This is a genomic window from Paenibacillus sp. P4_E11 (assembly GCF_056401635.1).
In genome coordinates this window covers 1-25,171 of the sequence record NZ_JBFUIX010000058.1, presented here as the reverse complement: position 1 = coordinate 25,171, position 25,171 = coordinate 1, and the positions used below count along the sequence as shown (strand labels likewise).

Here is a 25,171-nt window from a genome sequence, read left to right as displayed (position 1 = left end):
AACTTACTAGGATCTTTATCCTATGTAATGAGCGCTTTGACTGAACGTATTGCTTCCATAATCGACCCCCTTGTTCAGAACAACATGAATCACGGGCCGATTGTTAAAAGGCTTGACGGCTTCTTTAGAATGGCTTAAGGACCATAAGCACGGTTATGGCAATCATCAGCAGCTGTGACGCCGTCTCGATTGGTACGATCTTTTTCATCAATCGACCGAGCTCGGCGGGTACTTCATCCCCTTTGCCTTGACTTATAGATGCAATCTGCATGATCTTTTTAATGCGCGGCCCGATCAATCCGTCGATCGTGGCGACCATGAGCAGCGATAAAAGGACCGATATATTTAGCCACATTTGGGACAACCCCATCTGGGTTATGATCATTAGCCAAACCCCAGTAATAATAAGTACGGCTCCGCCAATTTTAGGCAGGATGGCAAGCTTGTTCGTTACATCAAAAGCAAAGCGCAACTGGCCGGCGGTTCTAGCGGACCTTCGAATGACGGGTACCACGAAAGAGGGACCGATCACCGCGATAGAAGCCAATATATGCAAAACGAGGAGCCATCCAAACAAACTGATCATCTCCTTCTTGCTCTTAGCGCACCGGAATATCGCTTTGATAGGCGAGACCGACCCTTTTTCTCTTAAAAGGCCCTCCGAGCTCGATATGGTCCAGCATGCATTTCACGACTTCATCATAAGCAACATCCAGCTCTTGAAGCCGGCTGAACAAGTAACCGGCTATATCGGCCTCGGAAAATTCCTTAATCGTCTCCGGAATTGATATGGGTAAGGTTTCCGTTGTCACATTTAGATAAACCGACGCCGGAGGCTCTATCGAATCAATCATAGTTCCCGGACACATAATTGACCAATCGAGCTCAGACTGCAGCAGTCGTTCAAAATTCCGGTTGTGATTTTTATACGCGGGTGGGAAGCCGGGCAGATTGTTGCCAATGAGATCAGTATATGGAATATCCAGCAGGCCGGCACCTCCCATTACCCATACCCTCCCAGAAAAACTAGGGTGGACTTCACATTGGCTTATAATGTTATCAACGAGACGAATGAACTCATCTCCTTGACCTGCATGGCCGGCAGCAATAATAGCGGCGTCTTGATGCGAGAGCGCCTCGCCGACGCTTACTGGGTTTATGATATCGTCCACGATCACCTTCACATGTTTTGCGGAACGCTCGCCTTGCTGTTCATAAAACTTCTCAGAGTTTCGCACGAATGCTGTCATTTCATGTCCCATTTTACCCCCTTGCTCAAGCGCTCTTCTCCCTGTATTTCCCGTTGCTCCGAAAACAATAATTTTCATCATTTTTTCCTCCTTTTATAAATGCTCCCGATATTTCATCTTTGGATTGACTCAAGCGTAGCATCGTTTCAAAATCTTGATAAGAACCCACTTTAATGTAGGGTACTTACTTAAAAGTAAGCATAAGCAGAAAGGGATAGGAATGCTGACTGTAAATGAGAAAAAGCTGCCAGGTCAAATCCCGTGGCAGCTTTTGTTATGAGTGCTTGAATTAGTGTACAAATTAATTGAACCATCTTTAAGAAGCAGGTTCTTCATATTTCCGCTTATTATGGTTTTCTCCCCAAGCACACATGACTTCTGCTACAGGAATCAATGTTTTGCCATATTCACTAAGGGAATATTCTACTTTTGGAGGGACGGTGGGGTAGACCGTTCTATCGATTATGCCCTCTCGTTCCAAGTCCCGTAGATGTTGTGAAAGCATTTTTTGAGAAACATCAGGTATAAGCTTTTCCAGATCGTTGAATCGCTTATTGGATTGTATCAAATGCCATAAAATCATTGGTTTCCATTTGCCACCTAGAACATGAATGATTGTCTCCACTGGACATTCAAGCTGATGAATCATTGATAAATCATCCCCTTACCTTTAAGTAAGTTCATTACCTTAAAGTATATACTTAACAAAATTTTACAGGATGTTTGCAATCCGGTCAACCAAATGTGTTAGACTGGATGTCTTTATTCCACGCGGCATTTCGAATTGTCGTACCGCCAGACTCCATAAAACAAGTTTTAGACTGACTTTAGAAATTGAAACAGCGACAGGCAAGGACGAGAAAATAAAGTCCTAGACTGTCGCTGTTTCATTGAACTAACGTTCTCCGTTAGAGCTTAGCGTTGCTTCCCCCTTCGTACTGCTTTTCCAAATCATTCCATGCGTCTACGAGTTGTATGACATAGAGCACGTAAATTAGCCATACCACCATTGTCACGTATCCCAACCTATATGCTATACCCAAGTTATACCTCCTTCGTGAAGCATCCGTTGCCCGGACAGTGGAATCTGGAAAAATCTCCTATTTCACTATGGCGGTCACAGACTTTCTTATAACCCGATCGAAACGATGAACGTTCGGCACCTGTTGGTTGATCGTACTATTGCACAAATCTTGCATGCCAAGTATCTGTCATCGATTACAGGCCAAATCAGTGCTTCTGACAGTAACAATTACTCTTCCGATCGGCGTATAGACGCCCACGAATACGAAGGATCGCAGCATACGGCCGCGATCCTTTTTCATCGGAATTTATTTTTTTAGAATGACCTGAATAGCGGTGTTCATCTTCTCTTCCGCTTCCCGCAATGCCGTATTGATATCTTTGCCCGAATTGAGAACTTCATTGAACGCCTGATCAATCATCGATGCGGGGTTTTGTGGGAATGAAAACTTGAACGGTTTTACGATAGCGAGCTTCGGTTTAGTCAAAGCTATAACATTCTTATTCTGATAATCCGTGTTGTTCTGACCGAATTGATCCTGGATTTTCCGGTCCTTGAGGACCGACACTTTTCCGTTTCTCGATATCATCGTCTGTACTTCATCAGATAAGAGCACCTCGATGACTTGGAAGGCGGCATCTTTATTTTTGCTTTGAGCCGTCAAGATGAGGTTATACGAATCGACACGCTGACCGACGCCGGGCGCAGAGGGATTGACCGGATATGTGACAACATCCCAATTCAAGCCTTTGATCTTCACCATCGCTGGCAATAGTGCGCTGTATCCCATTGTCATGGCAACTTGACCGTCCTGAAAACCTTTGATAGCTGCGATCGGTTTAGGAGTTACGCCATCGTCAGACACTTTAAGTAAGCTATACCAAAATTGGAAAAGGTCTTTCCAGCCTTGCGATTGAAAAACAGATTTATCAGTAGCAGTATCTATGAAAGGCAAGCCCAATTGATAGGCTCCCCAATACACGCTGTTCGGGTGCAAGCCGAGGTAAGAGACCCCATTCTCATTCCTGGTCAGCTTCACGGCCAAGCTCCGTATTTCTTCCCACGTCATGCCGTCCTTCGGGTAAGAAACCCCGAATCGGTCGAACAAATCCTTATTGTATAATAACCCGAACCCGTTGTTATAAACGGGCAAGCCAACCAGCTGCTCGGAGAAGCTGCCCACCTTGATCGACTCCAAATACTCCGGTTGTATACGGGCCAGGTCGAATTTATGCCTTTTTATCAGTTCCTCCATATTGTAATAAAGCCCTAGCGCCTGAAACTCCAATATGTTCAACGGAGCTTCCAATATAAGATCGGGGATGTTCCCTGATGCTACCAATTCCGATACTTTGCTGCCCGCTACCGCGGTATCCGTTCTTTGGATCGTAATATGCGGATATTTCTTTGTGACGGCCGCAGCGAACTGGCTCAGCTCATCATCGGACATGAAGCCTTTATTGGCAGCCAAGTTTACCGTAACGGGATCATTCTTAATAACCGGTTCTTCCTTCGTTTCCACTTTCGTTTGACCGCCGCAAGCGGCTGTTGCTGTGACTAGCATGGATAAAACTAACCCGACGAATATCCGTTTCCTTAACAAAATAACCACCCCAACTGATTTTATTTTTTTACACAACATGTTCCTTTTCCTCTCAGAATCATTTCGGGCTTGGATCGCACACGGCATCGCGAAATTCGATAGTCATAACCGGCTATTCGCTAACGTTCATCACCTCCTATAGCTTGTACTCTTCCAAATCGCAAGTATAAACGTGGGAGACGGTGATTGGGCAAATATTTGTATAATGATTATGTATTTTCGATAATGTTATATATATAATATATTATATATAATAATTAATTTGTCAATTCAAAAAAGCTTCCCACCTGAATGGGAATTCGATGACTTTGGTAAGTTAGGCGACGATGTCGAGTAGTTGTCAGGCAAGAAGTATGTTTTGCCGGCAAACGTCGGGTTGAAGATGAAATTCTTCATGAACAGCGGCATGCGTTCCGGCTTGAGCCCTTCGGTCAGCAGCGGCCCTTCCTTCTTTAGCGCGCCCGTAAGATCGGCCATCTGTCGACAATGTCAGATAATAAATAATCTCAATGAATTTTCTGGACACCAACGGGATTCAATAAAAGGTTATGCTCAGAGTTTTTTGCCGGAGGTTGTCCATATCGTGTGGGTGACCTTTTTTTCTCCTGTGAATCGATCCGGCAACCACAATGGTGAGCAACAAGTTATCTTGTGCTTCTTCATCGATGACCGTTCCAAATATCATGTTCGCTTCCGGTTTGATTTTTGACTGTACCGTTTCCACAATCACGGACTATGTTCGCCCAAGCGCTATTCTTACAATTGCATACTTTATTTATGATCGTAACTGTGGAGGAGATCGGTTTTTGAGACGGGAGTGAACGTTTTGCAATGGCGCGATTCCATAGGAAGTTATAAGGCATGCATTAGTCTGGGTTCGACATGCCAAACGGCATATCAACTCAAAAGACTGGGCTTACGAATAAATGCGGGTCCCTTAGATTGGTTTGTTTCCGATTCGATCAGCGGATTGGTTCGCTTGATAGATCATCGTTTCAATGGATTTATGGAACTTAGCCAGCTCGAGCTGGTTGGCTTCACCAATGAGTGCTATGTTATAAGAGATAAGGCATATCACGTCGTATCTTATCATGATTTTCCTCTATCTGTGGAACGATGGTCGGAAGCCTATCCCGCGTTTAAAGAAACGCTCAACCGCCGTGTACACCGATTTATGAAAACGATTCAAGATCAACCTATTCTTTTTATAAGAACCCAAACGAAAAGAAAGAAAGCACAGGAGTTGCACGCAGCATTAAAGAAGCTGATGCATGGTAAATTCCAGCTTTTAATCGTGAATAACCACCAGAAGGATCACACAGACGTGATATACGAGGATTGGGGGCAGGACGGAATTTGCTCGGTGCTACTGCCGAAAGGAGAAGATTGGAGGGGATTAAACCAAGCTTGGGATACGTCTATGAACGGCTTCAAAGTCCAACTTCATAACTGAACATATCTGCTCGCTTAGCGTAAAGAAGGGCTGCACCTCACGGCAGCCCTTGAATTGAACTATAGTGTCCCGTTTAGTGGAACAATGAAAGCGACCAAAAATCCCCGTCGCTCAAGATAAGTCAGCGAACGATAGTCCTCCCTTATCGGCTAATGCATTATTGGGCGCGTTGCCGTCACCATTACTTGGAACGAGCCAGTAGGACATGATTGTTAAATTCTCAATCGTCTCTCCTTGGTTGTATAGTTGTTGTAAACCGTGCCATGCCTGCTACGCAAACCTAGGTGCTCTCATATCCATTCAATGATCTCCCTTCGATCCAAGCAACGTGCTTCGTTCTCAGCCCCCTTAGTCTAGATTCGGCTGAAGTGTGCTCTGATTGAAGCTGGCTGGTTACGGATCTCACCTGCTGAATCGCTTTCAGTGTTTGGTCCTGTGCATTTTTGATCCGCCCTTGTACAACCCAGTCCGTAATTAATCCATCGAACCAATAATCCGCACCCTTCAGCATGCCACTAATGTCGATATCTACATGGACAGTGCGCTTCAAGTCATCCAGTTCACTGTGGAAATTTTGCATTAGGTAGTTCGCATTGTGAATGAACTGCTTCGCGTCGTCTACATGGTTATGCTTCAAATGCGTGCTGATCACGCCTCCTCCTCCCCATAAATCCCATTTGCCCCAATTTTCCGCCTTCTCCAGGCTGGAAGAAGCCTCCTCCAGAGAAGCTAGCACCCGCTTACCAGCTGTCCATGCTTCATGAATTTCTTTGACTAAGATGGTCTGATCGGCTATTTGCGTCTCAATTTCTGCTAATTCAGGAGAGGCGGCAGGCGAGTTTCGAAGTGCCGATTCCTTCTCCGCCATTAACCGATCGTAATCATGTTCCGCATTTTGTAAAGTGGTGAGTTCCTCTCCAACCTGAATGATTTCGGTTTTAATAATTTCTTGAGTTCGCTTGGCTTCCTGAAGCTTAAGCACGGCTGCTAATGCCTGCTGACGTTCTAATTCAAGCTGTTCCTCTTTGCTTCGAAGGATGGTATGAAACAAATTGGACAGCGACATTCGGGTCAGTTCATCAACATCCGCCTGTTCTGACTCGACCTGTATCTCCAGTTGTACGCTCATCCGCTCCTGTTCTTGCAGCCGTCTCTGCAGCTCCTCTCGTTTACGCATTATTTTCTCCAATCGGGACTTTCGCTCCTTTGCTTCCATCAACCTGTCGTGGAATGAGTCCGGCATTGAACGAACCTCCTTATTTCATCTGACATTCTTATTACTGGTAATTACGATCCTTACCGATATTCGTTCCAAATCGGGAATAAGATCATATTCTTTTCCCCTGACCATCTGGAGCCTGCCTTTTCACGCAAGCAGCCTCGTACTGGTTATTGTTGAGCTATCGTTATCGTTAGTTACATCATCGCGTCGGACACCAAATTGCCGAATGCCCGGATATCTTTGAGATAATCGTAATCCTCAGGATTAAAGAGCTGGTTATACATGCGTACTGCTACCGCGTTATAGGCGGGGATGACTAACACGGCGCAACCCGTGATGCCGAGTGCTTGATACGAGCCAGCGGGCACGCGCTCACCAATCTGATTCAATGGCGTGCCGTGCTGCAGCCACCAGATATAACTGTTACGTGGCTTTAAAGACGGAACGCCCTCAGGCGTCTGAAGAGCCGTCACACGTTCGAATACGCTCTGTGGCAGTACCTGCCTGCCATCCCCAGCAGCTCCCCGGCTTAGATGAAGTTGTCCCCACTTTGCAAGGTCGCGGGCACTGACATAAGCAGGCTGATTGCTAGTGCAAGATAGGTTTTGCGTACAGAGGCCACAGTGACATGCTCCCACCACTTATAGAAGTGGGGGCTTCCCAGGACATACCTGCTCACGCAGACATTCTTACTGGGCTATCCCCGCCAGCCCGGCGGTTCTTTATTCATCTATGCTATGCCTAGCACTCTAATCCCTTCGGACCGTATGTTTTCGGCTGCATTTTCATCTCTCTGGTGGGTGGTGCCACAACCCTCACAAACCCAGACTCGATCTTTCAGAGTCAGTTCGGTGTTGATCGTACCACATGTTCGGCAGCGTTTGCTCGATGGAAACCATTTGTCGATCCGAACGAGTCGTTTTCCTMGTTCCTTCAGTTTGTAGCYYAGCMWCGATCGGAACATGCCGTTTCCATTATCCATCGTTGCTTTTCCGAGGGATAACGTTTGGGACATCGCTCTCATGTTCAGATCTTCCACCRCTACGGCATCCCAAGCTTCAGCTATCCGCCTGCTCTCCTTGTGAAGGAAGTCTTTCCGCTGATTGGATACCTTCTCATGGCATCGGGCAACCCGGAGTTTCTGCTTCTGCCAATTCGATCCGCCCCTWWTCTTTCTGGAGAGGGATCGCTGTTCTCTCTTCAGTCGCACTTCCATCTGGCGGAGATARCGGGGATACTCGGGAGTTGTACCCGTGTGRTCCACRTACAACTCYTTTGARCTATAGTCCAATCCCAGAACCTTTTCAGGCTGGGGGATGATGGGGGCTACACTTGCGTCGTATTCGGTTAGGATGGATATATACGTTTTCCCGCTTGAATGACGGCTGATTGTTGCGGATTGGATGCGATGTCCTTCGGGGATCTGCCGATGAAGCTTGATTCGGATCTCACCGAGTTTGGGGACACGGACGTGCTTCCCGTCTGCTGAGAGTCGAACCGTTCCCTTCTGATTGTTCGTCGTGTAGCTCTGTACCGGGTTTTTCCGACTTTTGAATTTCGGATATCCGATCCGCTTATCACGGAAGAAGTTCCGGAAGGCTGTCTTCAGATTCAGCTCCGCATTACATAGTGCGAGGCTGTCTACTTCCCGTAGCCAGTCGAACTCACGCTTGAACCCGGCTGGGGTTCGGTATCGTTGCTGCTTCCGTTCCTCGTTATCGTCATGGGATCTTTCAACCTTGTTCTGACGTTCTGCCAGCATCTGATTGTAGATAAACCGAACACAGCCAAACGTCTTACGAATCATCATTTCCTGCTCGGTTGACGGATAGATCCGGAACCGATATGCCTTATTCATGTCCGCACCCCCATGAATAGATTATACCATAAATAAGGGAACGTTTGTTCTGTTTCTTGTCACTGAATCCAACAAAAACATTCTAAAAGCACCGATTCATCCCCCGCCTACGCTCTTTCTTCGAAAGCAAGGTGGCTTAGAGGCAGGGGATTTCTCGGCTCTTAGGTTAAATTTGTAATTTTATTTTCCTGTAATACAGGATCAGATGATCCTAGTTTCCTTCTTAGGAGAGATTGATGCCGTTTTATCACAAAGGGATATGGCTCCATTACTCTATCAATTGCAAAATTTTCAAAAAAATTATAACTAGACCTCTTAATGCGAAGCTGAAGGATTCTAAGTTTATACACGAAGGGTAATTTTATTAAGACCTGTCTTATCATTGTCAGCCACCTACCAAACATAATGATTTTTCGAGGTTCGCAAAAATTCGCAACAACCGCGCTTCTAAATAATACCATATTTTGGTTTGCATGGCGTTTTTTAATTATCGGCTTCAAAACAAAAAAAAGGGACCCACAGCAACGGACTGTGGATCCAAATGGGGCATATCGTTGATCTGACGCTACTTGTCCTCTGACATAGCTAAAATAAAAAAGCCGCGATATTCGTGTCTTCTACAACTTTCAGGACTTAAGATCTGCACCATGATCAGGAAATCTCATGATCGATATTTCCATCCCAGGTTGCGTTTCCGCTTGGAGTTGATACTATACTTGTGCTGTTTCCATAACGATTCACTAAAAACTTCCGATACTCCCGTATTCGGATAAAACTTGCCTGCGTCCAAGATATCTCCATACGACGGTTCCGTCGGGTATGCTGGTTCCTTCATTGCCGGCAAAATTGCCAGAGCTTGACGTACCGGCCGTGGTACAAAAATATACTTTATCGATCGATTGCACGGAAGCCCACGCCACATCTCCCTGCTGGTAGGAGGTAGATGCCTGCCGTCCTCGGACATCAGCTATTAAAAATCCATCGTTCAGCGCAAGGAGTCCTTCCCTCGTCTTCCCTTCTAGATTCGTGTAAGGAAATTTGGTTCCAGCCACAATCTGAACGCCATCGCCCAATTGTTCCAGTATAGGAGTGCCGTCTCCGATTGGAAATGGTTTTCCTTGAAGGCTGTAATTATTCGATAGCTGCAGAAGGACTCTGGCTAGCTTGGCGCTTTTATTACGCACATTTTTCAGTAGATTGTCTCTAATTACGAAGATGTGTATGCCTGTCGCTGACGCGGACGCCCCTTCAACCGATAGATCAGACTCGATATAATTGTTGGAATCATAGATTCGATTTCCAATCACGTACGTCTTCACAGGCTGACCCGCATCGTTAAATACGTTGATCGCACTCGTTCCACTCGATTGTTGCGCTTTAATGTAGAAATCATTATATTCGATCGTTGTCCATTGGGACACCGCGCCCGATAAATCCCCAATGTCGACAATGCTCTTCTTCAGATCCCGGGTAACATGAAATTCATTATGGGATAACAGACTGTTCCCCGAGTTATTGAAGTTCATGTCGATCACGACATTAGTTAATTTATTGTCGCGGAACGTGTAATGGGAAAAGTCGCCAATATCGATAATTCCCGCCCCTTCTTCTCCTAACCAGACAAATTCGTTGCCGATGAACACGCACTCGTCCGTATTCACGATATTCGTAAATCCCGTACCTTTGTTGACGACTAAATAATTGCCGCTGCTCGGATCCCATTTAGTTCCTAATTGAAACACATCATTGATGTTTTTGGCCGATCCATCCTCGATGCATGTATTACCAATAAATTTATTGCCTACTGAAGCATAGAAGATCGCGAGCGAGCCGTTACCTGTATTTTTCACAATGTTATGCTCGGCAGTACAATAAAAGCACCCTTCATAGTCAATTCCGAGATCAATCCCCCGTTCAACATAGTTACCGGTATCGTTACACATATAACCATTGATAATATAAAGCGCATTCGGCTCAAAAAGCCGATTATGAATTCGGTTCACATGGCGGCAACGGCGATAGTGTTGGAGATTCCCGCCTTGATTCCTGCCAGCCGCGCCGCCCCAGCCGCTGATCGCTCCCCGGACGGAGTCGTTGCCCTGAATGAGTCCTTTCTCGCAAAACTCGTAACGGAACATTTGCACGAGCACCCCATCCTGCACATAGGTCCGATTCTCGGAAAACAGAAAATTCTCATTCAAATCTCCTCCGTTGGGAGACATGCCTGCGGATACGGCCGGATCGATGTTCGGGTCGTTGTTATTGGCAAGCGCCTGGTTATAAGTACCCCATTGTCTTGCCGCATGGGTCATGTATTGGAGCCMCATGTTGTGTGACGTACATCTCCTCATCGATACATTTCTGACATTGATGCTGTACCATGCACAGTAGGTAACATATTGAATTCCTGGGCCAAGATTAGCTTCATTGATAAAATCAAGTCCATATAAATGGATGTTCGTTGCAAACAAGGAATGGTCCGTTCTACAATGAGACCCCGTGAAGAATGGAACTTTCAAGTTAGTTCCGTTTATGATGATTTTTACTGTACCGGGTTCGGCTTGAAGCGTAATGTTGGAAGGGAGCTGCACTTGCAAGGCCAAGCGATATGACCCCGTTGGAAAAAAGATAACGCCTCCGCCAGTCCCGGCGGCATGATCAATCGCTTGTTGAATCGCCGGAGCATCATTCGCAACTCCATCCCCGATTACACCAAAGTCCAGCACGGACATAGACTCGCGTAATTTTTCGCCCACAGTACGTTCAGTCGTATTCCCTGCGTACTGATAGGAGACATCATCCGCTCCGACTGTATGAGGATTACCGTAAACGGAACCGGTGACGGAAGCGCCCCTGTTCATGGCGTTAATGATACCTCCTGATGCCAGGGCAGCTCCTGTGATTCCGAGAGTAGCGAGCAGCGTGCGCCGACTAAGCTTTTTATCTCCTTCCTTCTCTAGCCGTGGAGCAGTCCCCTCAGTTTGATGCTGTTCTAAAAGGTCATGATTGCCATCAGGTTGTTTACCCATCATTCATCTCTCCCATGAAAGCGATTACTTTATTGGTTTTGATTATATGATGAATTTCTTATGAATGCCTATACAGATCTGATAATGACATTCACTATTTGGTTATAAAATGATGTGGACGACATCGTAGCAGCATCCGCTATGCGATCTTGCTCAATGTACCTGTTTACGGTATTCGAGAGGCGACATCCCGTACTTTTCCCGAAATACCCGGTAAAAAAAGCTGTAACTGGCAAATCCGGATGCCTCGGCAATTTGCTCCAACGGCATTTGGCTGTATTTGATCCGTTCCACGGCAGCTGCCATCCGAACCTCTTTAGCATATTCCATAATGGAAATCCCGTAGCATTCCTTAAACAGATGCACAGACCGTGATATGCTGAGTCCGGCATACTGGGCAACATCTTCGATTTTGAAGGCGAACATCGCCTTCTCCTGAACGAACGTCTTCATTCGTGCGGCAGCGAACGATCGTCCGTGAGGCACAGCGGTCTCCAACACTGCCCGTTCGATGCAGAGACAGAGCGCTTGGAGCAAATGCCCGATCAACTCCCCGTTATTTTCCCCCATCCGAAACTTCCGTTTCTCTAGTACCAAGTGCCGCCAAAGCGCGATCAGCTTCTCGTCGAGATTGATTCGTGTTCTCTGCTGCTTGGTACCCCTCTTCCACCAGTCGTCGATCCAGCGGCCGGCACAGGACAGGAAATAGTCTCCACTAAAAACGAGTGACTCGCCAAGATCGTTGGGTGTCGGCGTGAAAACAAGCTCGTACCGGTCGCCTGGCTTGTACAACAGCAGATCACCCGGAACGAGTGTCGTCAGCGTTCCGTTGACTAGCGCCTGGCAATACCCTTCGGTCTGCAAGCGGAACAAATAGTAAGACAGACCCTCCCGGTCCTTCAAATAGGAGGCTTCTTTTGTATGGTAGGAATAGCCGCAAAGCAGCAGCATTACATCGTCCATCGATACACCTCCAGTTTTTTTAGCCAAATAGTAAATGTAATAATCAGATCTATATAGGCATTATACGTAAACTTTTTATATAATAAAAGTACCGGTGAAAACGTTTTCTCCTGCATAAAGAAACAGTCGTTGCAATTGATCGTCTCCGTTCGCCTCGGCTGTCGAACTGTTGACTAACAGCAATAAAAATAAAGTAAGGGGTGAAGTAGGATGTATCGCAAAACTACAAAATGGATATTCGGCATGGTTATCGCATTCGCTCTGTCAGGTTGTTCGCAAAGTGTCAGTCCAGATGGGGGCAATCCAGCCAAAGTGGCAAGCAACGAACCAGTCACGTTAACGCTGTATGCCAAGGGGTTTCTGACCAATGAAGATTTTACTAGATTCATAGAGAATCCGCTCAAGCAAAAATACCCGAATATTACGATCAATAAGGTTGACGGCGGTGCCGGCAAGCAGCCGAGTGATTTAATTGCCGCCGGCAACATTCCGGACTTCATTTGGGACGGACTGACCAACATCGATGTGATCAAGGATGTCGATTGGCCTTCCAACCTGGACCCGCTGGTGAAGAAGTATAAATTCGATCTGAACAGACTGGAACCGGAAATGGTCGCAAGCATCCGATCCTATTCCGAGAAAGGCGAGCTGTTGTTCATGCCGTTCCGCAGCTTCAACTTCGCGCTGCACTATAACAAAACCATCTTCGATAAATTCGGCATCGCTTACCCGAAAAACGGCATCACTTGGGAAGAGACGGTAGAGTTGGCCAAGAAGGTGACTCGCAGCGACAACGGCATCCAATATCGCGGCTTGAGCGCGGGTATTAACGTCAATCGGATGCAGACACAACTATCCGCTCCTTTCATCGACGTTAAAACGGGCAGATCGGTGGTGTTGGCGGACAATCAATGGCAGGACATCTTCCGGATGTTCAAAAGCATATACAGCATACCTGGCAACTATCCGGCCGGCGCAAAGTTCACCGACGGCAGAACTGCGTTTCTTAAGGATCAAAACTTGGCGATGTTCCCCCATCTCGTCATGATCGGGGATGCGGACTTCGCTCAAGCTGCGAAGGAGGGCTTGAACTGGGGCATCAGCACATTCCCGGTATGGAAAGACAAGCCGGGTGTCGGACCGGGCATCTTCTCTGATGGTTTCATCATCCCGAACGGTAGCAAGCATCCCGATTTGGCCTTCGAATTGATAGCTTACTTGCTGTCTGACGAGGTGCAAACCATGGCGGCCAAGTTGGGAAATCCGACCGCGCTCACCAATCCTGAGGTAAAGAAGCACATGTACGAAGACAACCTGCTTGTGAAAGGGCTTGATTTGGCACCCGTCCTTTCCCTGCGAAAGGCGAAGCCTTATGTAACGACACCATACGACACGAAGGCGAACCGCAACATCATTGAAAAGAAGCTCGAACTGTTTTACACCGATAATCTGGACTTGAACACCGCACTACGCCAAGCGGATGAAGAAATCAACAAGATGGTCGAAACGGAGAAAGCGAACAAAAAATAACTATATCAAAGGATGATACTTCTATGAAGCAGTGGATCAGTGAAGTTCGTTATCAGGATCGCGCTACGCAAACGTATCTCGGGAGCCCAAGCATTGTTAGGCTTCCCGACGGATCGCTGGTGGCCACGCACGATTATTTTGGCAAAGGCAGCCCGAAAGACTTCGAGGGCAGAGAAACGTTGACTAGCGTCTATCGTTCCGACGATAATGGACAGTCCTGGGCGTGTGTCACTCATATAACCCGAGCGTTCTGGAGCAGCTTGTTTGTGCATCGTGGTGATTTATATTTGTTCGGCACGACCGGTGATTTCGGCCACATCGTGATTCGCCGAAGTGGGGACGGCGGCTGCACATGGACGAATGCCCTTGATGAAGAAAGCGGGCTGCTGTTCCGTGGGGGACCCGGCATGGAGCCTCCGAATTATCATTGCGCGCCGGTCCCTGTAGTACAAATCGGAGACCGCCTTTACCGCGCTTTCGAGGATCTCGATCCGGCTCTCCGGCCGTCTGGCTTCCGCTCCTTCGTTATTTCTTGCAATGCCGACGCCGACCTGCTGAAAGCGTCTAACTGGACGATGAGCAACAAGCTCGTCTACGATCAGGAGATCGATCCCGCGGAATGGGGAACGAACAACAAAGGCGGCGTCGGATGGATCGAGGGCAACATTGTGGAAGGACCGGACGGTCAAATTTACAACATGCTGCGCATTTGCTCCGAACCGGTAACAGATAATTGCGCGATGGTAAGAGTGTATGATGAGGGTAGACGTGTGGAATTTGATCCGGAGGCCGATTTCGTATGGTTACCCGGGGGGACGCACAAGTTCACGATCCGTCGCGATGCCGCTACCGGACTGTATTGGACGATTTCCAATAAAGGTGAAGACCCGATGAGACACGTTCTGCGGGAGACGCTCTCCTTGTTCGTTTCCATCGATTTGCGGCAATGGCATTTCGCCGCCACGCTGATGCAGGACGACCTAGGTTATTCTCTGCAGGAATCAAAGAAACGGACTGGGTTTCAATACGTTGATTTCCAGATCGATGGCGATGATATCGTATACGTCGTACGGACCGCCTATGATGGTGCAAACAGCTTTCACGATAGCAATCGGATTGTCTTTTCCGCGATAAGGCAGTTTCGTAATTTGATTCCGTCCTTGATCCTTCGTTGATATAGTGAGGTAGACACAGTGTTTGTTTTCAAAATTCTGCTGTAATGTAGGGTAATTTGTGTCACTTCGCTTCAATGGTAGTCACATTTGTGAATTTTTGAATTACGCAAATGTGACTACCATTAACCTGATTTCTCAAGCTTTATTGGAACAGGTTATGCAGGCTGTAGTGTTTCTGCAATCGAGGCTGCCGGTCCGGCAGCCTCGTCCTTGTTTCTTAATACACTATAGTACCCGTTAGCTGAGCAGCCTGCAGGATCTCGCCGTCAGGCTGTGTAATTAACCGGGTTGTCGCGATCTGATCGAGAATGCCTTGCTGCGCGGTGAGCTGCACCTTGCGATTAATCGTTAGATACAGATTCTGCCCCTTGACCGGCTTGGTCAGCTTCATGTCGCCGACGATCCGGCTCATGCTGTCGATTTGATAGGATTTATAACCGTTAAGCCCCCGCATCTCCTTCTGATACATCAACTCGATGCCGTCGTAGCCGACCTCCTCGGAATCCAAATACTTAAGCGTGGGATCCGATTGATCCGCGTTGATTTCTTTGTAAAAGTCCAGATTCTCCTTGGCTCCCTTCATCTTGTTCATATAGCCGACCAATTGAACTGCGACCCGGTCGGGACTGTACTGGCGGATGCGCTCCTCCACGATCTCCATGTCCGGATACTCGTCGCGGTGCTCGCTAAGATAGGCGATCTCTTCTTTTGACAGTCCCGATTTGATCCGTCGTTGTTGGAATGGCAGATGCGTTCTGCCTTTGATGTCCATAGCCTCGATAACTTCCTCAGTCGTCAACGGCTTGGAATTCGCTTCGCCTTTTTCGTTAAACAGCTGCACGAGTTTTGCAGCCAGCGCCTCCGCCGCTTCTTGCTTAAAGCCTGTTTTGAAAGTAAAGTATAGGGACTGAGTTGAGATCGAATATGCGATCTGCTGTCCCGCCGAATCGTAAATATTGCCGCGGATGGGCGGGATGGATACGCCCTTCGTGATCATGCTTGTCTGGCGTTCCTAGAGACTCGGACCCTCGACGAACTGTAGATAAGCAAAACGTACGATTAGTGAAGAGAACAGGAGAAATGTAAGCATGAAAAAGACATTTAACCTAATACTGAAATGGCGACGGTTTCGAACTTTTTCTTTCGCACTTCGGTTTTATCATTAATTTCCATACCGTTCCTCATTCCGTCACTCGATACCCACCCTTTAATTGTCATATATTCAGACGAATTCCTTTTTAGAGAGGTTCAATCTTCATCCCTGCACAATAAGAATAAGCAACCTTACGGGAATGGCGGGTATCCGAACTCAATACCAAGTTATTTTTCAAAATTTACGCTTCCGAATCCATGAGACCGATGAATTCCCGGATCGGCTGTCGTCTATATAAACGAAGGCATAAATGAACACAAACTAATTTGACGAAGAGGTGTTTTGAAAATGGCATTAACGTCCGCATTCACGAGCTTCAACCTGCCTGTAAAAAACGTAGAACAATCGAAAGCGTTCTTCACCGGACTCGGATTCGAGCTCAACCCGCAATTCCCCGATAACGAGAATTCGGTAGCCATCGTGATCGGCGACAACCTGCAGGTCATGCTGATCAATCAAGCATTCTTTAATACGCTCACGGAGAAGGAATCCGTCGATACGAGCAAGTATGCGCAGATGACGATCGCATTGGCCTTCGAGAGCCGGGAAAAGGTCGATGAAATCGTGAATACCGCGGTCTCCTTGGGCGGGAAATTGCACGCTGAACCTGAAGATCATGGGTTCATGTATCATTGGGGCTTCGTGGACTTGGATGGCCATCTGTGGGCCATTAACTACATGAACATGGATGCGGCACAAGGTTAAGGCTAACGGAGAGCACGCTCGTACTAGGGTTCAAAAAGAAAGACGCCGGGCATCTTCCCCGGCGTCTTCTTCGCGATGATTAGTTTTGTTCGGTATAGGCTTTGAAATTGTCCATGATCGCTTGCCAGCCTGCTTGCTGGAACTCGACGGGATTGGAGCTTTCCGCGTCGAACGTTTCAATGACCTTCGTCTCATTCCCTTGATCGACGAAAGCAATATCCACTCTTCTTCCGTCTTCCATGGTGTAGCCGATCGCCTCATGCCGATTCACGACATCGTAGACGCCGCCAAAATCAAAGCCCATGCTGCCATCCTTCGCTTCCATCCGTGTCAGAAACTTGCCGCCGACCCGCAGATCGTTTTCGGCTCTCGGCGCATGCCAGTCCTCGGACGCTTGATTCCACTTCGTGATGTGATCCGGCTCGGTCCAATAGCGCCATACCTTCTCGACAGGGGCTTGAATGACGGCTTGCACGGTTACTTTCGTCGGTTGACTCGTTTCCATTTTAAATAGACACCTCTCTCATGATATTCGTCGTTTGGTTATTCTCAATGATATAGACGTAAGCCAATGACGAAATTCATTGGTCAATTCGCTCAGGCAGCCCAAATCGCGAAAATAATGGCGTATGAATGAAGTTTTGAACGTGCAGGATTTGATTTTCTTTGGTTTCGATGACGTGGATGCCCCAGGGTACCAGGCCAGAGCCCTCTTTGCCCGGCATATACTGGGCCAACGCCGGATAACCGCCATTCACCGTAATGGGCACAAATCGCGAACCTTCGCAATGCCAGCGAGTAAGCGAATAGAAGGCGGACAAATCATCCTTGCCGCGGATCCACATCTCGAAGGGCGGCATCGACATGCAGCCTTCCTCGTGGAACAACGCGACGAGCGCAGCAATATCGAATTGCTCGAAGGCCTCCACATACCGGGACAGCAGCTGCTGCTCCGGTTGAACGTCCATGCTGCTGAGCTCATCCGAGCGAAGCTGCGCCCGGTCCATCGTCTCTCGGGCTCTTTGCAAGGCGCTGTTCACCGCTGCCGGCGACATCGCCAACGTTTCCGCGATCTGCTTGGAGGACCATTCAAATACATCCTTCAAAATGAGTACCGCGCGCTGCCGCGGAGGCAATGTCTGCAGGAGAGCGATGAAGCACAGTTGAAGGGTATCTCTGCGGACGAGCCGATCCTCCGGATTGCCCCCAAAGTCGGGAGACGGCCAGATCCAAGCAGAGTCCGGCAGCGTGTCGCGCGGCTCGACGATGGCGACGGCCGGGTCGAACAGGTCAACGGGAAGCGCGCGGCGTTTGGATTGTCTCAGCTTGTCCAAGCACAGGTTGGAGGCAATCCGATAGACCCAAGTTTTGAACGATGAATCCTGTCTGAACGTGCTCCAGCTCTGCCAGACCCGAATACTCGTCTCCTGAACGGCATCGTCCGCATCGTCCATGGAGCCTAGCATTCGGTAACAGAACGAGGTTAAGCCCGGCTTCAAGCTTGCAAATAATGGTTCGTCAAATGCGGTCTCGTTCATCGCGGCCTCCCTTAACGATCTCCCCGAAGGGTGGTACCTTCATTATATGCAATGAAGCGGACAGCCTCAATCCGAATAAATAGGCAGGATTTAGTACTCATGGATAAAAATTTAGCACGATCGTACTAATAATTCAATAACCAATAAATTAACCCTTGTCTATACTTTAGAAATAATTCGCAATACCTCACGCCAGGACCTGAATACTGGAGCTATCCTGCCCGTTCGTATACTTCAACGGGAAACGGCAGCCGATCTTTGGGCCGGCTGCCGTCGTGTCATGATTGAACTATCGGTCTCCCGAGGGAGTTCAATCCCCCACACGGAATACTTGTTGCGTCTTCCTACCATTTCTTCAAAAAAGATAAGGACCCACTGACCCTACTCAAAACATTACCATCCTGGTCAACTAGAACCGCACCGATTGGCTCATTCCCTTCGTTTAAGGCTATTTGTGCCTCATCTTGTTGTCTCTTCTCAGCTAACAATGCAACCTAGTGTCCTGAGTAGAGGACAAGACGTTCCATAAAACAAATAAACCGCACTCAGCGCAGGCTAATTTGTTTGCATCTCGACTCGTTAATCGAAAGGTGTCTTCCAAACTCAGCGGCCTACGCTAAGTGAGACACGGCATTAACAACAGAACCAGGCAGCCGGTTTTGGCCGGCGCCTTCTTTTGTGACAAACTTCAGAAACGGGTTTGTAAGAAATCATATCCTTGTTCGAGAACTTCCAACGGCGGATGATGCCCGCTTGCATGATTAATAAATAGATACTTTGATGAATCGGAATAGCCAGCACGTATTAAGAAGTCCAATGCACCTTCGTTGTCGTAAAGTCCTGCTATGAAAACAATAGGCTTAAGTCCAGCGATGCGGAGCAGCTCAGAATGGTCCATATTGGCGGATTTAAGTTTATTGAGCTTCTCTCCCCAATACCATGGTTCCGACCAATTTGTCCGGTCCCAATCAATCCCGAAGTCACTGCAAAGCAAGGCTTTGATGCGATGGTCTAAACAGCCTACATATAAAGCCACTTTACCTCCGAGCGAATGACCAACAATTCCTATACGCTCGCTATCGATGCGAGGGTCAGCGTATAGAACATCCACCAGAAGTTGAGTATCGGCAATCAGCTTTCCGATGCCCGTCCAATCTGGATGGTTATCAAGCAGTCTCTCGGCAGACAAGCGCCAACGTGAGAAATCTTGTCGGTCTAGCTCTAGGTTCCGATAAGTCAAGTGGTAAGCCTCCGCTGTGATAGTAACATACCCGCGTCGCACGAGGTGCAAAGCCATTGCGATGCCGGATTCGTTGGTTGGTTCAAGCGTATCAAGGTCGTATCCCGCTGCACGGTCCGGGTAGTAAAAAGGAACAACAACTGCCGGCAATTTTTCATTGATGGTTTTTGGAAGCATCAATAATGTTTTCTGCACGGTACCGGGGCCGTTTGCTTGCTCAAACAGCTCACCATAAAAATCGATTGTTTCGAAGCTTCGAACTAATCGTAGACACGGCTTGAAACCGTAGCGATTCGGCTTGCCGATCATCTCATGCCAATGATTAATGTCATTAAATGCGTTCATTCTGATCCTCCTGTAAATGAAGAAGTAAAATAGGTCTATCCATTATCCCGAAGTGTACCATTTACATTAGCATCTGAATCCATATTCCAGCCCTCCCTAACTACGTTTTTTCCAGTCTACTATTTTACTTATTAATTCCACAATCATAACAACGTGCCTAAAAAATATTCAAATACATGCCAAACGTCAGATCTTCATCATTGCCCTTTATGCGCTCAGTTATCGTTCAGTATTTGGGCACAATATTCGGATCTTAAAAAGAACAACGGCAGCCGATCGTATGCCGGCTGCCGTGATGTCATGATTCAACTATCGTTCTCGTTAGTTGAACAACTGTTGATTCATTTGAAAAAAACCTTTACCCAGCGGTATAGAAGTTTATTTTAATCTCAAATAAACGCTCGTCCAATCAGTGCAACTTATTGGACATACTATATAAAACTAGGAGGTGATAAATAGATGAAATACACCAACAAAAAACATGTGCAGATAAGCTCAAACAAAAATAGGAATAATAAAGCTAAACAAAAAAACATGAAATCAGTACGCACAAAATGTTTTTCACCTTGCGGTTTTGACCGTTCTGACCGTTTTGACCGTTTTGACCGTTTTAACCGTTTTAACCGTTTTAACCGTTTTAACCGTTTTAACCGTTTTAACCGTTTTAACCGTTTTGACCGTTTTGACCGTTTTGACCGTTTTGACCGTCGTGAACGTTTTGAACGTTTCGACCCATTCTTTTTTCCATTCTTCTTCTAAAATAATAAGCTCTTGAACTTCATCTTAAAATAAACGAACTTTCTGATCGGGAACCAAATTTTGCACATAATTGTAGCGTAATCCGGCAAGGTCCTGTAGATCAAAGCTCAGGCGTACGATGCTTGGGCTTTTTTTGTCTATGAATTTATAGACGATGAATTATGCCCTACGATAGAAGGTAACAAGGAATGGGGAAACACATCTGACGATACTACGCAATCCTGCCCGTTCGCAACGAAGCTGCCGATCCATGCCGGCAGCCTCCATCTGCTTGTTTATTCAGCTATCGTTCTGCGTTAGTTTAATGATCTCTGCCCGAATGGCCCGAAGCGTGAATATGGTGTTAGCCGATGCTTCCTCTTCTTCGAGTTACCCACCGAATATGTCTTGATCTTCTTATGCCCTTATCCGTTCTTGACCTTAGATGCTTCTGGCTTTGAGGGTTTACCCATATGTTCTTGACCTAGGAAATTTCGGCTAACGATTTGTATTGACGACGTCCTGGCCCCTTAGAGCCGCTGCTTATAGTTGTGAGGCTTGCCGAACACCTAATGCAGTGACGTCCCGACGGGCTTAGGGGGCTGGATGTGGTCACTCGCTTCTCAGAGTGACCCCGAGCGTCAATATGGTGTTAGCCGAAGGAAGTTCTGGAAGCAGCCATTGTATTTAAGGCGTTTTCAATATAGCTATATACTTCATCTGCAATTCCCAGAAACTCTTCAACAAGTACATGACTATCCAAGTAACAAGCATACAGATAATCAACTAAAGCGGAGTCAATCTCGCAATAGTCTAATATGGCATTCTTCATCTTAATAATGTCATCTTGCCATACACCTGTATCTTCTAAAACCAAAGAGTATAATGCACGAATTAATCTCTTAGAATAACCTTTAATATATCTAGTTTTCATTGTGTTATCACTAGCATTAGAAAGTAAACTATGTATACGATCTACTTCCTCCTTGGTCTCTGTATTTAAGTCTAAAATGAACTCTGGAGAAGTAATTATCGGTGGCACTTTTTCACCAACGTCATGACCATATATGCAAACACAAATTATCTTAATCCAAAAACCCCACTCATTCGGTTTACTTAATACATCGTCAATAGAGCAAATTATCGTATCAATCTTAGTTACTAATGGAAATTCTTCCAAAATCTTGTCTTTAATATTTGACAATCTTTCGTAATCAATATCTTTGGGATTTACACATACAATAGTAAAGTCTGCATCTGACTTAAAAGGTTTAGCAGTTCCTTTTGGAATCGAGCCACACATATAAATGCTATGAATCTTACCTTTAAATTCGGTAAGTATATTATCTATATACTTATCAACAAAATCCTTATATTCACTTTGTATTACAATTCTTTTTATAACTTTTTCTAATATCATATAGACTCCTCCTAAACATGTAAGAACTTCTTTCGGCTAACGTTCTTGAATTCTCGACGTCCGACGGAGTCGGATGTGACCGGCTGAATCTACTCTGGCTTCTCAACTTCGGTCCGAACCGAGGGCGTAGCCCGAAGCGTGAATGTGGTGTTAGCCGATGCTTCCTCTTCTTCGAGTTACCCACCGAATATGTCTTGATCTTCTTATGCCCTTATCCGATCTTGACCTTAGATGCTCCTGGCTTTGAGGGTTTACCCATATGTTCTTGACCTAGGAAGTTTCGGCTAACGTCTTTTTTGCGAACTTCGTAAATCCGTCATACCTAAGGTATTCGCGAAATGATTAAACTAACCTGCCCGTTCGCACAGCGAGGCTGCCGTTCGATGTCGGCAGCCTCGTTCCAATTCAGTTATAGTGTCCCGTTAGTTTAATCTGTTACCTTCTGATTTCCTTTTTATTCCTTTATGTCTTTTATAGCGAATGATAGCAATTGGCAGATTAATGATACCAATAAAAAGTGAGGATATTATCGGAATCCATTGGAACAAGGAGAGGCTAACATCACCATCTCCTATCGGTCCAGTATTGGGCTGGTTGCTATCCCATATTCCGTACAATAGGCCGATAATCGGTATGATGATGCAGGCTAAGCTTGCAACTATATAAATTTTGAATTTGTTCAGCACTGAAACTCCTCTCATGTGTCCAGTTAGGAAATTTAATCGGCATTACGAATGTATGGATTATTTAATCGTGTTCTGGATTTTTGAAGTTGCACGTTTTAATCCGACTTATGAGATCTTCAACCTCTTCAATTCTTCCTTTGTTTTTAGTACGTAAAACTTGGAATATATGAGTCAACTTTCTCTTTCTCAAATATGATAATCTTTTGTTTAAATAATTCAACAATTCATCATCTTTCATTATACTTTTTACCTCCCAGGTCGAAGTCGATGGCCTTCAACTAATTGAATGCTAACGTTCCCGTTAGCGGAATGGATCACCAGACTTACATGGGCAGGTTCGCTCGATAATCCGTTGTTATGCCCACGATTAAAAAAATCGCAATGATGGCATTAATGACGAATAGTACGCAGTTTTTTCGCCAGGTATTCTCGCGATCAATAATAAGTGAAGTTAAAAGATAACTTGCTGCGATCACTTCACCTGTAAAATTTAAGGGTGCAAATAGAAAAAGGAACACAAAACCAAGCTTAAAAAATCCAGCACATATTAGTAATACCTGAATCAGAGGCCAAAATTTTAAGGTGTATTCCATCCACTGTTGATTCGAAATATACCTACACAAAATACCGATCACGACTAGTAATGCGACGTATGGGAACCAGGTTGAAGAGGTAACTTGGTTAGCAGTAAATAATGTAGCGTCTCTCTCCACATAAACATTTCGGCCAGATATTACCGCAAGCCAGCCTACGATAATAAGTAACAGGATGGCCAATACCTTCATGGATATCCCCCTTAGGAAAAAAATAAAGGTTTTCTTTATTCTACAATGTATTAACCATCCAATTTAGTACTAACTTGATCTAGTACCTGCCAATATGCTTGAGCAAATCTGCCCTTTAGTTCAATAAACAGAAGAAGCAGCTGCCGCGGCAAACTGCTCCTTGGTTGTTCAACTAACGTCTCCCGTTTGTTCAATCAAGTTTTTCAATTTCCACCCTAACAATCGTTTTCCATGTTTCGGGTAGATGACACTGCATAGCTGGTGTCAGATAAATCTCTCTTCGGTTGCCTTTGATTCGGTACCCTTGCTCTTCAATATGATTTTCAATTTCTTGTAGAGTTGACTGTGTATCATGATAATGTCCAACATGAAGTTTTTGAGCACTGATAGTGGACTCTTCTCCTACAAACTTGGTCCTAGGTACTGTTTGTCCACGTAAATTCTTCTCGACATTTGCCCTTGCCTCTTCGTAAATTTCCGAAGTGATACAATCTGGAACTTGCATCATCTGAGTAACGTTATATTTATCATCATCACTTATACAATGCCAAATAATCTCGGGTGGCATTAACTTAAACTTATATCCCATTGAATTCTTTGTAATTTGCTTCAACTGGTTCACTACTTTCCATACAATCCACTGTTCATCTAATGGTTCTGGGCGTCCAGCCCAGTTCATATGGAAAGCTGTGCTCATTTCCTGGGTTACATATTGCATCTTAGGAACACGCAAAATTTGTACTGGTCCTGGTTTCACAGAGTAAAGATGGGGATAAATCTTGCGATTATCATGTGTGATAAGCTGAGCAGTTTCCAATATGATTACCTCCTACAAAGTGGTTTCGTATTAACTGTCATTATAAAGCATCCAAAATATTTATGTAAGACATTTCCATTCGAGAAATCTGCCCGTTAGTTAAGCGAAGGGCTACCATATGGCAGCCCTCTCTACATTGAACTATCGTGTCCCGATAGGTTAATCGTCAAACCCATACATATCTAATGAATAGAAACACGCCAACTAATAAAAAGGCAACTAAAGGCCCTAATACAAAGAAAGCTATAAGCTTCATTGGTGTTGACAAGCCATTAGATTCATTCCTGGGAAACCCATAAACAAATAAAATAATTCCGATTAATGTGAATGCAGGAACAAACAAATTCTCAAAAAAATTAGAAACCATTGTCGCATTGCCTGTACTTTGAATGCTATTTGTAATCTTATTTGTTATTCGCTCCAGTGTATAAATCATGGCAGCAACAAACAGGAACGCCGCACCAATTTTTCTATAAAAATCATTGCCCAATATAATAACACCTCCATAAAACTACAAAAAGGTATATTCTACCACAATAAACCAAACATGTACTTCTTTGAGCAAAACTGCCCGATAGTTCAATGAGCAGGGTTGTGAAGTGATTAAGTTTAACCTCCCTCCAATCTGTTTTTACAG

The 25,171-nt window shown here is 45.8% G+C and carries 24 protein-coding genes; 5 read left to right on the top strand and 19 right to left on the bottom strand.

Annotated features, from left to right (window positions below):
• Positions 1-124: 124 nt before the first annotated feature.
• The 5 genes from AC1DWB_RS20755 to AC1DWB_RS20735 all read right to left on the bottom strand — a co-directional run bounded on the left by AC1DWB_RS20755 (position 125) and on the right by AC1DWB_RS20735 (position 4,562).
• Positions 125-586, bottom strand: a complete 462-nt coding sequence (locus AC1DWB_RS20755; protein WP_477542999.1) for a DUF2269 family protein — start codon at positions 584-586, stop codon at positions 125-127.
• Between the two features lie 13 nt (positions 587-599).
• Positions 600-1,328: an NAD(P)-dependent oxidoreductase gene (locus AC1DWB_RS20750; protein WP_477543016.1), complete on the bottom strand. Its 729-nt coding sequence runs from the start codon at positions 1,326-1,328 to the stop codon at positions 600-602.
• Positions 1,329-1,566: 238 nt separating this feature from the next.
• Positions 1,567-1,899, bottom strand: coding sequence for a winged helix-turn-helix transcriptional regulator (locus AC1DWB_RS20745; RefSeq protein WP_055747654.1), 333 nt, complete (start codon positions 1,897-1,899; stop codon positions 1,567-1,569).
• 682 nt (positions 1,900-2,581) lie between these two features.
• Positions 2,582-3,877 carry an ABC transporter substrate-binding protein gene (locus tag AC1DWB_RS20740; protein WP_477542998.1) on the bottom strand — a complete coding sequence of 432 codons (1,296 nt, stop codon included), beginning with the start codon at positions 3,875-3,877 and terminating at the stop codon, positions 2,582-2,584.
• A gap of 535 nt (positions 3,878-4,412) precedes the next feature.
• The gene (locus AC1DWB_RS20735) at positions 4,413-4,562 is read right to left on the bottom strand and encodes a hypothetical protein (RefSeq protein ID WP_477543015.1); all 150 of its coding nucleotides are present in this window, start codon (positions 4,560-4,562) and stop codon (positions 4,413-4,415) included.
• Between the two features lie 141 nt (positions 4,563-4,703).
• On the opposite strand from AC1DWB_RS20735, the gene AC1DWB_RS20730 reads away from it, so the two are divergent.
• Positions 4,704-5,330 carry a DUF1796 family putative cysteine peptidase gene (locus AC1DWB_RS20730; RefSeq protein WP_477542997.1) on the top strand — a complete coding sequence of 209 codons (627 nt, stop codon included), beginning with the start codon at positions 4,704-4,706 and terminating at the stop codon, positions 5,328-5,330.
• Positions 5,331-5,610: 280 nt separating this feature from the next.
• Here AC1DWB_RS20730 and AC1DWB_RS20725 read toward each other — a convergent pair whose 3' ends face one another.
• From AC1DWB_RS20725 to AC1DWB_RS20705, 5 genes are all read right to left on the bottom strand, one after another.
• A complete protein-coding gene (locus tag AC1DWB_RS20725; RefSeq protein WP_477542996.1) occupies positions 5,611-6,573 on the bottom strand; it encodes a hypothetical protein in 963 nt (320 codons plus the stop codon).
• A 173-nt stretch (positions 6,574-6,746) separates the two neighbouring features.
• Positions 6,747-7,190 (bottom strand): serine hydrolase, encoded by a 444-nt coding sequence (locus AC1DWB_RS20720; RefSeq protein WP_477543014.1) that lies wholly within the window; start codon positions 7,188-7,190, stop codon positions 6,747-6,749.
• Between the two features lie 92 nt (positions 7,191-7,282).
• Positions 7,283-8,410 carry an RNA-guided endonuclease TnpB family protein gene (locus AC1DWB_RS20715; RefSeq protein WP_477542995.1) on the bottom strand — a complete coding sequence of 376 codons (1,128 nt, stop codon included), beginning with the start codon at positions 8,408-8,410 and terminating at the stop codon, positions 7,283-7,285.
• 740 nt (positions 8,411-9,150) lie between these two features.
• Entirely contained in the window at positions 9,151-11,442 is a 2,292-nt protein-coding gene (locus tag AC1DWB_RS20710; RefSeq protein ID WP_477542994.1) for a glycosyl hydrolase family 28-related protein, read from the bottom strand.
• 150 nt (positions 11,443-11,592) lie between these two features.
• On the bottom strand, positions 11,593-12,402 hold the full coding sequence (locus tag AC1DWB_RS20705; protein WP_477542993.1) for a helix-turn-helix domain-containing protein: 810 nt from the start codon (positions 12,400-12,402) through the stop codon (positions 11,593-11,595).
• Positions 12,403-12,612: 210 nt separating this feature from the next.
• Between AC1DWB_RS20705 and AC1DWB_RS20700 the strand changes: the two genes are divergently transcribed.
• Complete coding sequence (locus AC1DWB_RS20700; RefSeq protein ID WP_477542992.1) at positions 12,613-13,932, top strand: ABC transporter substrate-binding protein; 1,320 nt, start codon at positions 12,613-12,615, stop codon at positions 13,930-13,932.
• A 23-nt stretch (positions 13,933-13,955) separates the two neighbouring features.
• Positions 13,956-15,107, top strand: a complete 1,152-nt coding sequence (locus AC1DWB_RS20695) for a sialidase family protein (RefSeq protein ID WP_477542991.1) — start codon at positions 13,956-13,958, stop codon at positions 15,105-15,107.
• 217 nt (positions 15,108-15,324) lie between these two features.
• Here AC1DWB_RS20695 and AC1DWB_RS20690 read toward each other — a convergent pair whose 3' ends face one another.
• The gene (locus AC1DWB_RS20690; protein WP_477542990.1) at positions 15,325-16,104 is read right to left on the bottom strand and encodes a hypothetical protein; all 780 of its coding nucleotides are present in this window, start codon (positions 16,102-16,104) and stop codon (positions 15,325-15,327) included.
• A gap of 444 nt (positions 16,105-16,548) precedes the next feature.
• Between AC1DWB_RS20690 and AC1DWB_RS20685 the strand changes: the two genes are divergently transcribed.
• Positions 16,549-16,965: a VOC family protein gene (locus AC1DWB_RS20685; protein WP_103110907.1), complete on the top strand. Its 417-nt coding sequence runs from the start codon at positions 16,549-16,551 to the stop codon at positions 16,963-16,965.
• Positions 16,966-17,044: 79 nt separating this feature from the next.
• Here AC1DWB_RS20685 and AC1DWB_RS20680 read toward each other — a convergent pair whose 3' ends face one another.
• The 3 genes from AC1DWB_RS20680 to AC1DWB_RS20670 all read right to left on the bottom strand — a co-directional run bounded on the left by AC1DWB_RS20680 (position 17,045) and on the right by AC1DWB_RS20670 (position 20,088).
• Entirely contained in the window at positions 17,045-17,470 is a 426-nt protein-coding gene (locus tag AC1DWB_RS20680; RefSeq protein ID WP_028548475.1) for an SRPBCC family protein, read from the bottom strand.
• A 76-nt stretch (positions 17,471-17,546) separates the two neighbouring features.
• Positions 17,547-18,503: a sigma-70 family RNA polymerase sigma factor gene (locus tag AC1DWB_RS20675; RefSeq protein WP_477542989.1), complete on the bottom strand. Its 957-nt coding sequence runs from the start codon at positions 18,501-18,503 to the stop codon at positions 17,547-17,549.
• A gap of 688 nt (positions 18,504-19,191) precedes the next feature.
• Positions 19,192-20,088 carry an acetylxylan esterase gene (locus tag AC1DWB_RS20670; RefSeq protein ID WP_477542988.1) on the bottom strand — a complete coding sequence of 299 codons (897 nt, stop codon included), beginning with the start codon at positions 20,086-20,088 and terminating at the stop codon, positions 19,192-19,194.
• 459 nt (positions 20,089-20,547) lie between these two features.
• Here AC1DWB_RS20670 and AC1DWB_RS20665 point away from each other — a divergent pair, with 459 nt between their 5' ends.
• Positions 20,548-20,847, top strand: coding sequence for a hypothetical protein (locus AC1DWB_RS20665; RefSeq protein WP_477542987.1), 300 nt, complete (start codon positions 20,548-20,550; stop codon positions 20,845-20,847).
• A 631-nt stretch (positions 20,848-21,478) separates the two neighbouring features.
• Here AC1DWB_RS20665 and AC1DWB_RS20660 read toward each other — a convergent pair.
• The 5 genes from AC1DWB_RS20660 to AC1DWB_RS20640 form a co-directional block, all read right to left on the bottom strand.
• Complete coding sequence (locus AC1DWB_RS20660; protein WP_477542986.1) at positions 21,479-22,246, bottom strand: nucleotidyltransferase domain-containing protein; 768 nt, start codon at positions 22,244-22,246, stop codon at positions 21,479-21,481.
• A 747-nt stretch (positions 22,247-22,993) separates the two neighbouring features.
• Positions 22,994-23,170, bottom strand: coding sequence for a hypothetical protein (locus tag AC1DWB_RS20655; RefSeq protein WP_477542985.1), 177 nt, complete (start codon positions 23,168-23,170; stop codon positions 22,994-22,996).
• A gap of 85 nt (positions 23,171-23,255) precedes the next feature.
• On the bottom strand, positions 23,256-23,717 hold the full coding sequence (locus AC1DWB_RS20650) for a hypothetical protein (RefSeq protein ID WP_477542984.1): 462 nt from the start codon (positions 23,715-23,717) through the stop codon (positions 23,256-23,258).
• A gap of 190 nt (positions 23,718-23,907) precedes the next feature.
• Entirely contained in the window at positions 23,908-24,534 is a 627-nt protein-coding gene (locus AC1DWB_RS20645; protein ID WP_477542983.1) for a hypothetical protein, read from the bottom strand.
• A gap of 166 nt (positions 24,535-24,700) precedes the next feature.
• Positions 24,701-25,024, bottom strand: a complete 324-nt coding sequence (locus tag AC1DWB_RS20640; RefSeq protein WP_477542982.1) for a hypothetical protein — start codon at positions 25,022-25,024, stop codon at positions 24,701-24,703.
• Positions 25,025-25,171: the final 147 nt, after the last annotated feature.

Excerpts from the sequence above, each read along its gene's own strand:
- AC1DWB_RS20755 (WP_477542999.1), bottom strand. The coding sequence starts at position 586 with ATGATCAGTTTGTTTGGATGGCTCCTCGTTTTGCATATATTGGCTTCT.
- AC1DWB_RS20750 (WP_477543016.1), bottom strand. The coding sequence starts at position 1,328 with ATGAAAATTATTGTTTTCGGAGCAACGGGAAATACAGGGAGAAGAGCG.
- AC1DWB_RS20745 (WP_055747654.1), bottom strand. The coding sequence starts at position 1,899 with ATGATTCATCAGCTTGAATGTCCAGTGGAGACAATCATTCATGTTCTA.
- AC1DWB_RS20735 (WP_477543015.1), bottom strand. The coding sequence starts at position 4,562 with ATGATATTTGGAACGGTCATCGATGAAGAAGCACAAGATAACTTGTTG.
- AC1DWB_RS20725 (WP_477542996.1), bottom strand. The coding sequence starts at position 6,573 with ATGCCGGACTCATTCCACGACAGGTTGATGGAAGCAAAGGAGCGAAAG.
- AC1DWB_RS20705 (WP_477542993.1), bottom strand. The coding sequence starts at position 12,402 with ATGGACGATGTAATGCTGCTGCTTTGCGGCTATTCCTACCATACAAAA.
- AC1DWB_RS20700 (WP_477542992.1), top strand. The coding sequence starts at position 12,613 with ATGTATCGCAAAACTACAAAATGGATATTCGGCATGGTTATCGCATTC.
- AC1DWB_RS20695 (WP_477542991.1), top strand. The coding sequence starts at position 13,956 with ATGAAGCAGTGGATCAGTGAAGTTCGTTATCAGGATCGCGCTACGCAA.
- AC1DWB_RS20690 (WP_477542990.1), bottom strand. The coding sequence starts at position 16,104 with ATGATCACGAAGGGCGTATCCATCCCGCCCATCCGCGGCAATATTTAC.
- AC1DWB_RS20685 (WP_103110907.1), top strand. The coding sequence starts at position 16,549 with ATGGCATTAACGTCCGCATTCACGAGCTTCAACCTGCCTGTAAAAAAC.
- AC1DWB_RS20680 (WP_028548475.1), bottom strand. The coding sequence starts at position 17,470 with ATGGAAACGAGTCAACCGACGAAAGTAACCGTGCAAGCCGTCATTCAA.
- AC1DWB_RS20675 (WP_477542989.1), bottom strand. The coding sequence starts at position 18,503 with ATGAACGAGACCGCATTTGACGAACCATTATTTGCAAGCTTGAAGCCG.
- AC1DWB_RS20670 (WP_477542988.1), bottom strand. The coding sequence starts at position 20,088 with ATGAACGCATTTAATGACATTAATCATTGGCATGAGATGATCGGCAAG.
- AC1DWB_RS20665 (WP_477542987.1), top strand. The coding sequence starts at position 20,548 with ATGAAATACACCAACAAAAAACATGTGCAGATAAGCTCAAACAAAAAT.
- AC1DWB_RS20660 (WP_477542986.1), bottom strand. The coding sequence starts at position 22,246 with ATGATATTAGAAAAAGTTATAAAAAGAATTGTAATACAAAGTGAATAT.
- AC1DWB_RS20655 (WP_477542985.1), bottom strand. The coding sequence starts at position 23,170 with ATGAAAGATGATGAATTGTTGAATTATTTAAACAAAAGATTATCATAT.
- AC1DWB_RS20650 (WP_477542984.1), bottom strand. The coding sequence starts at position 23,717 with ATGAAGGTATTGGCCATCCTGTTACTTATTATCGTAGGCTGGCTTGCG.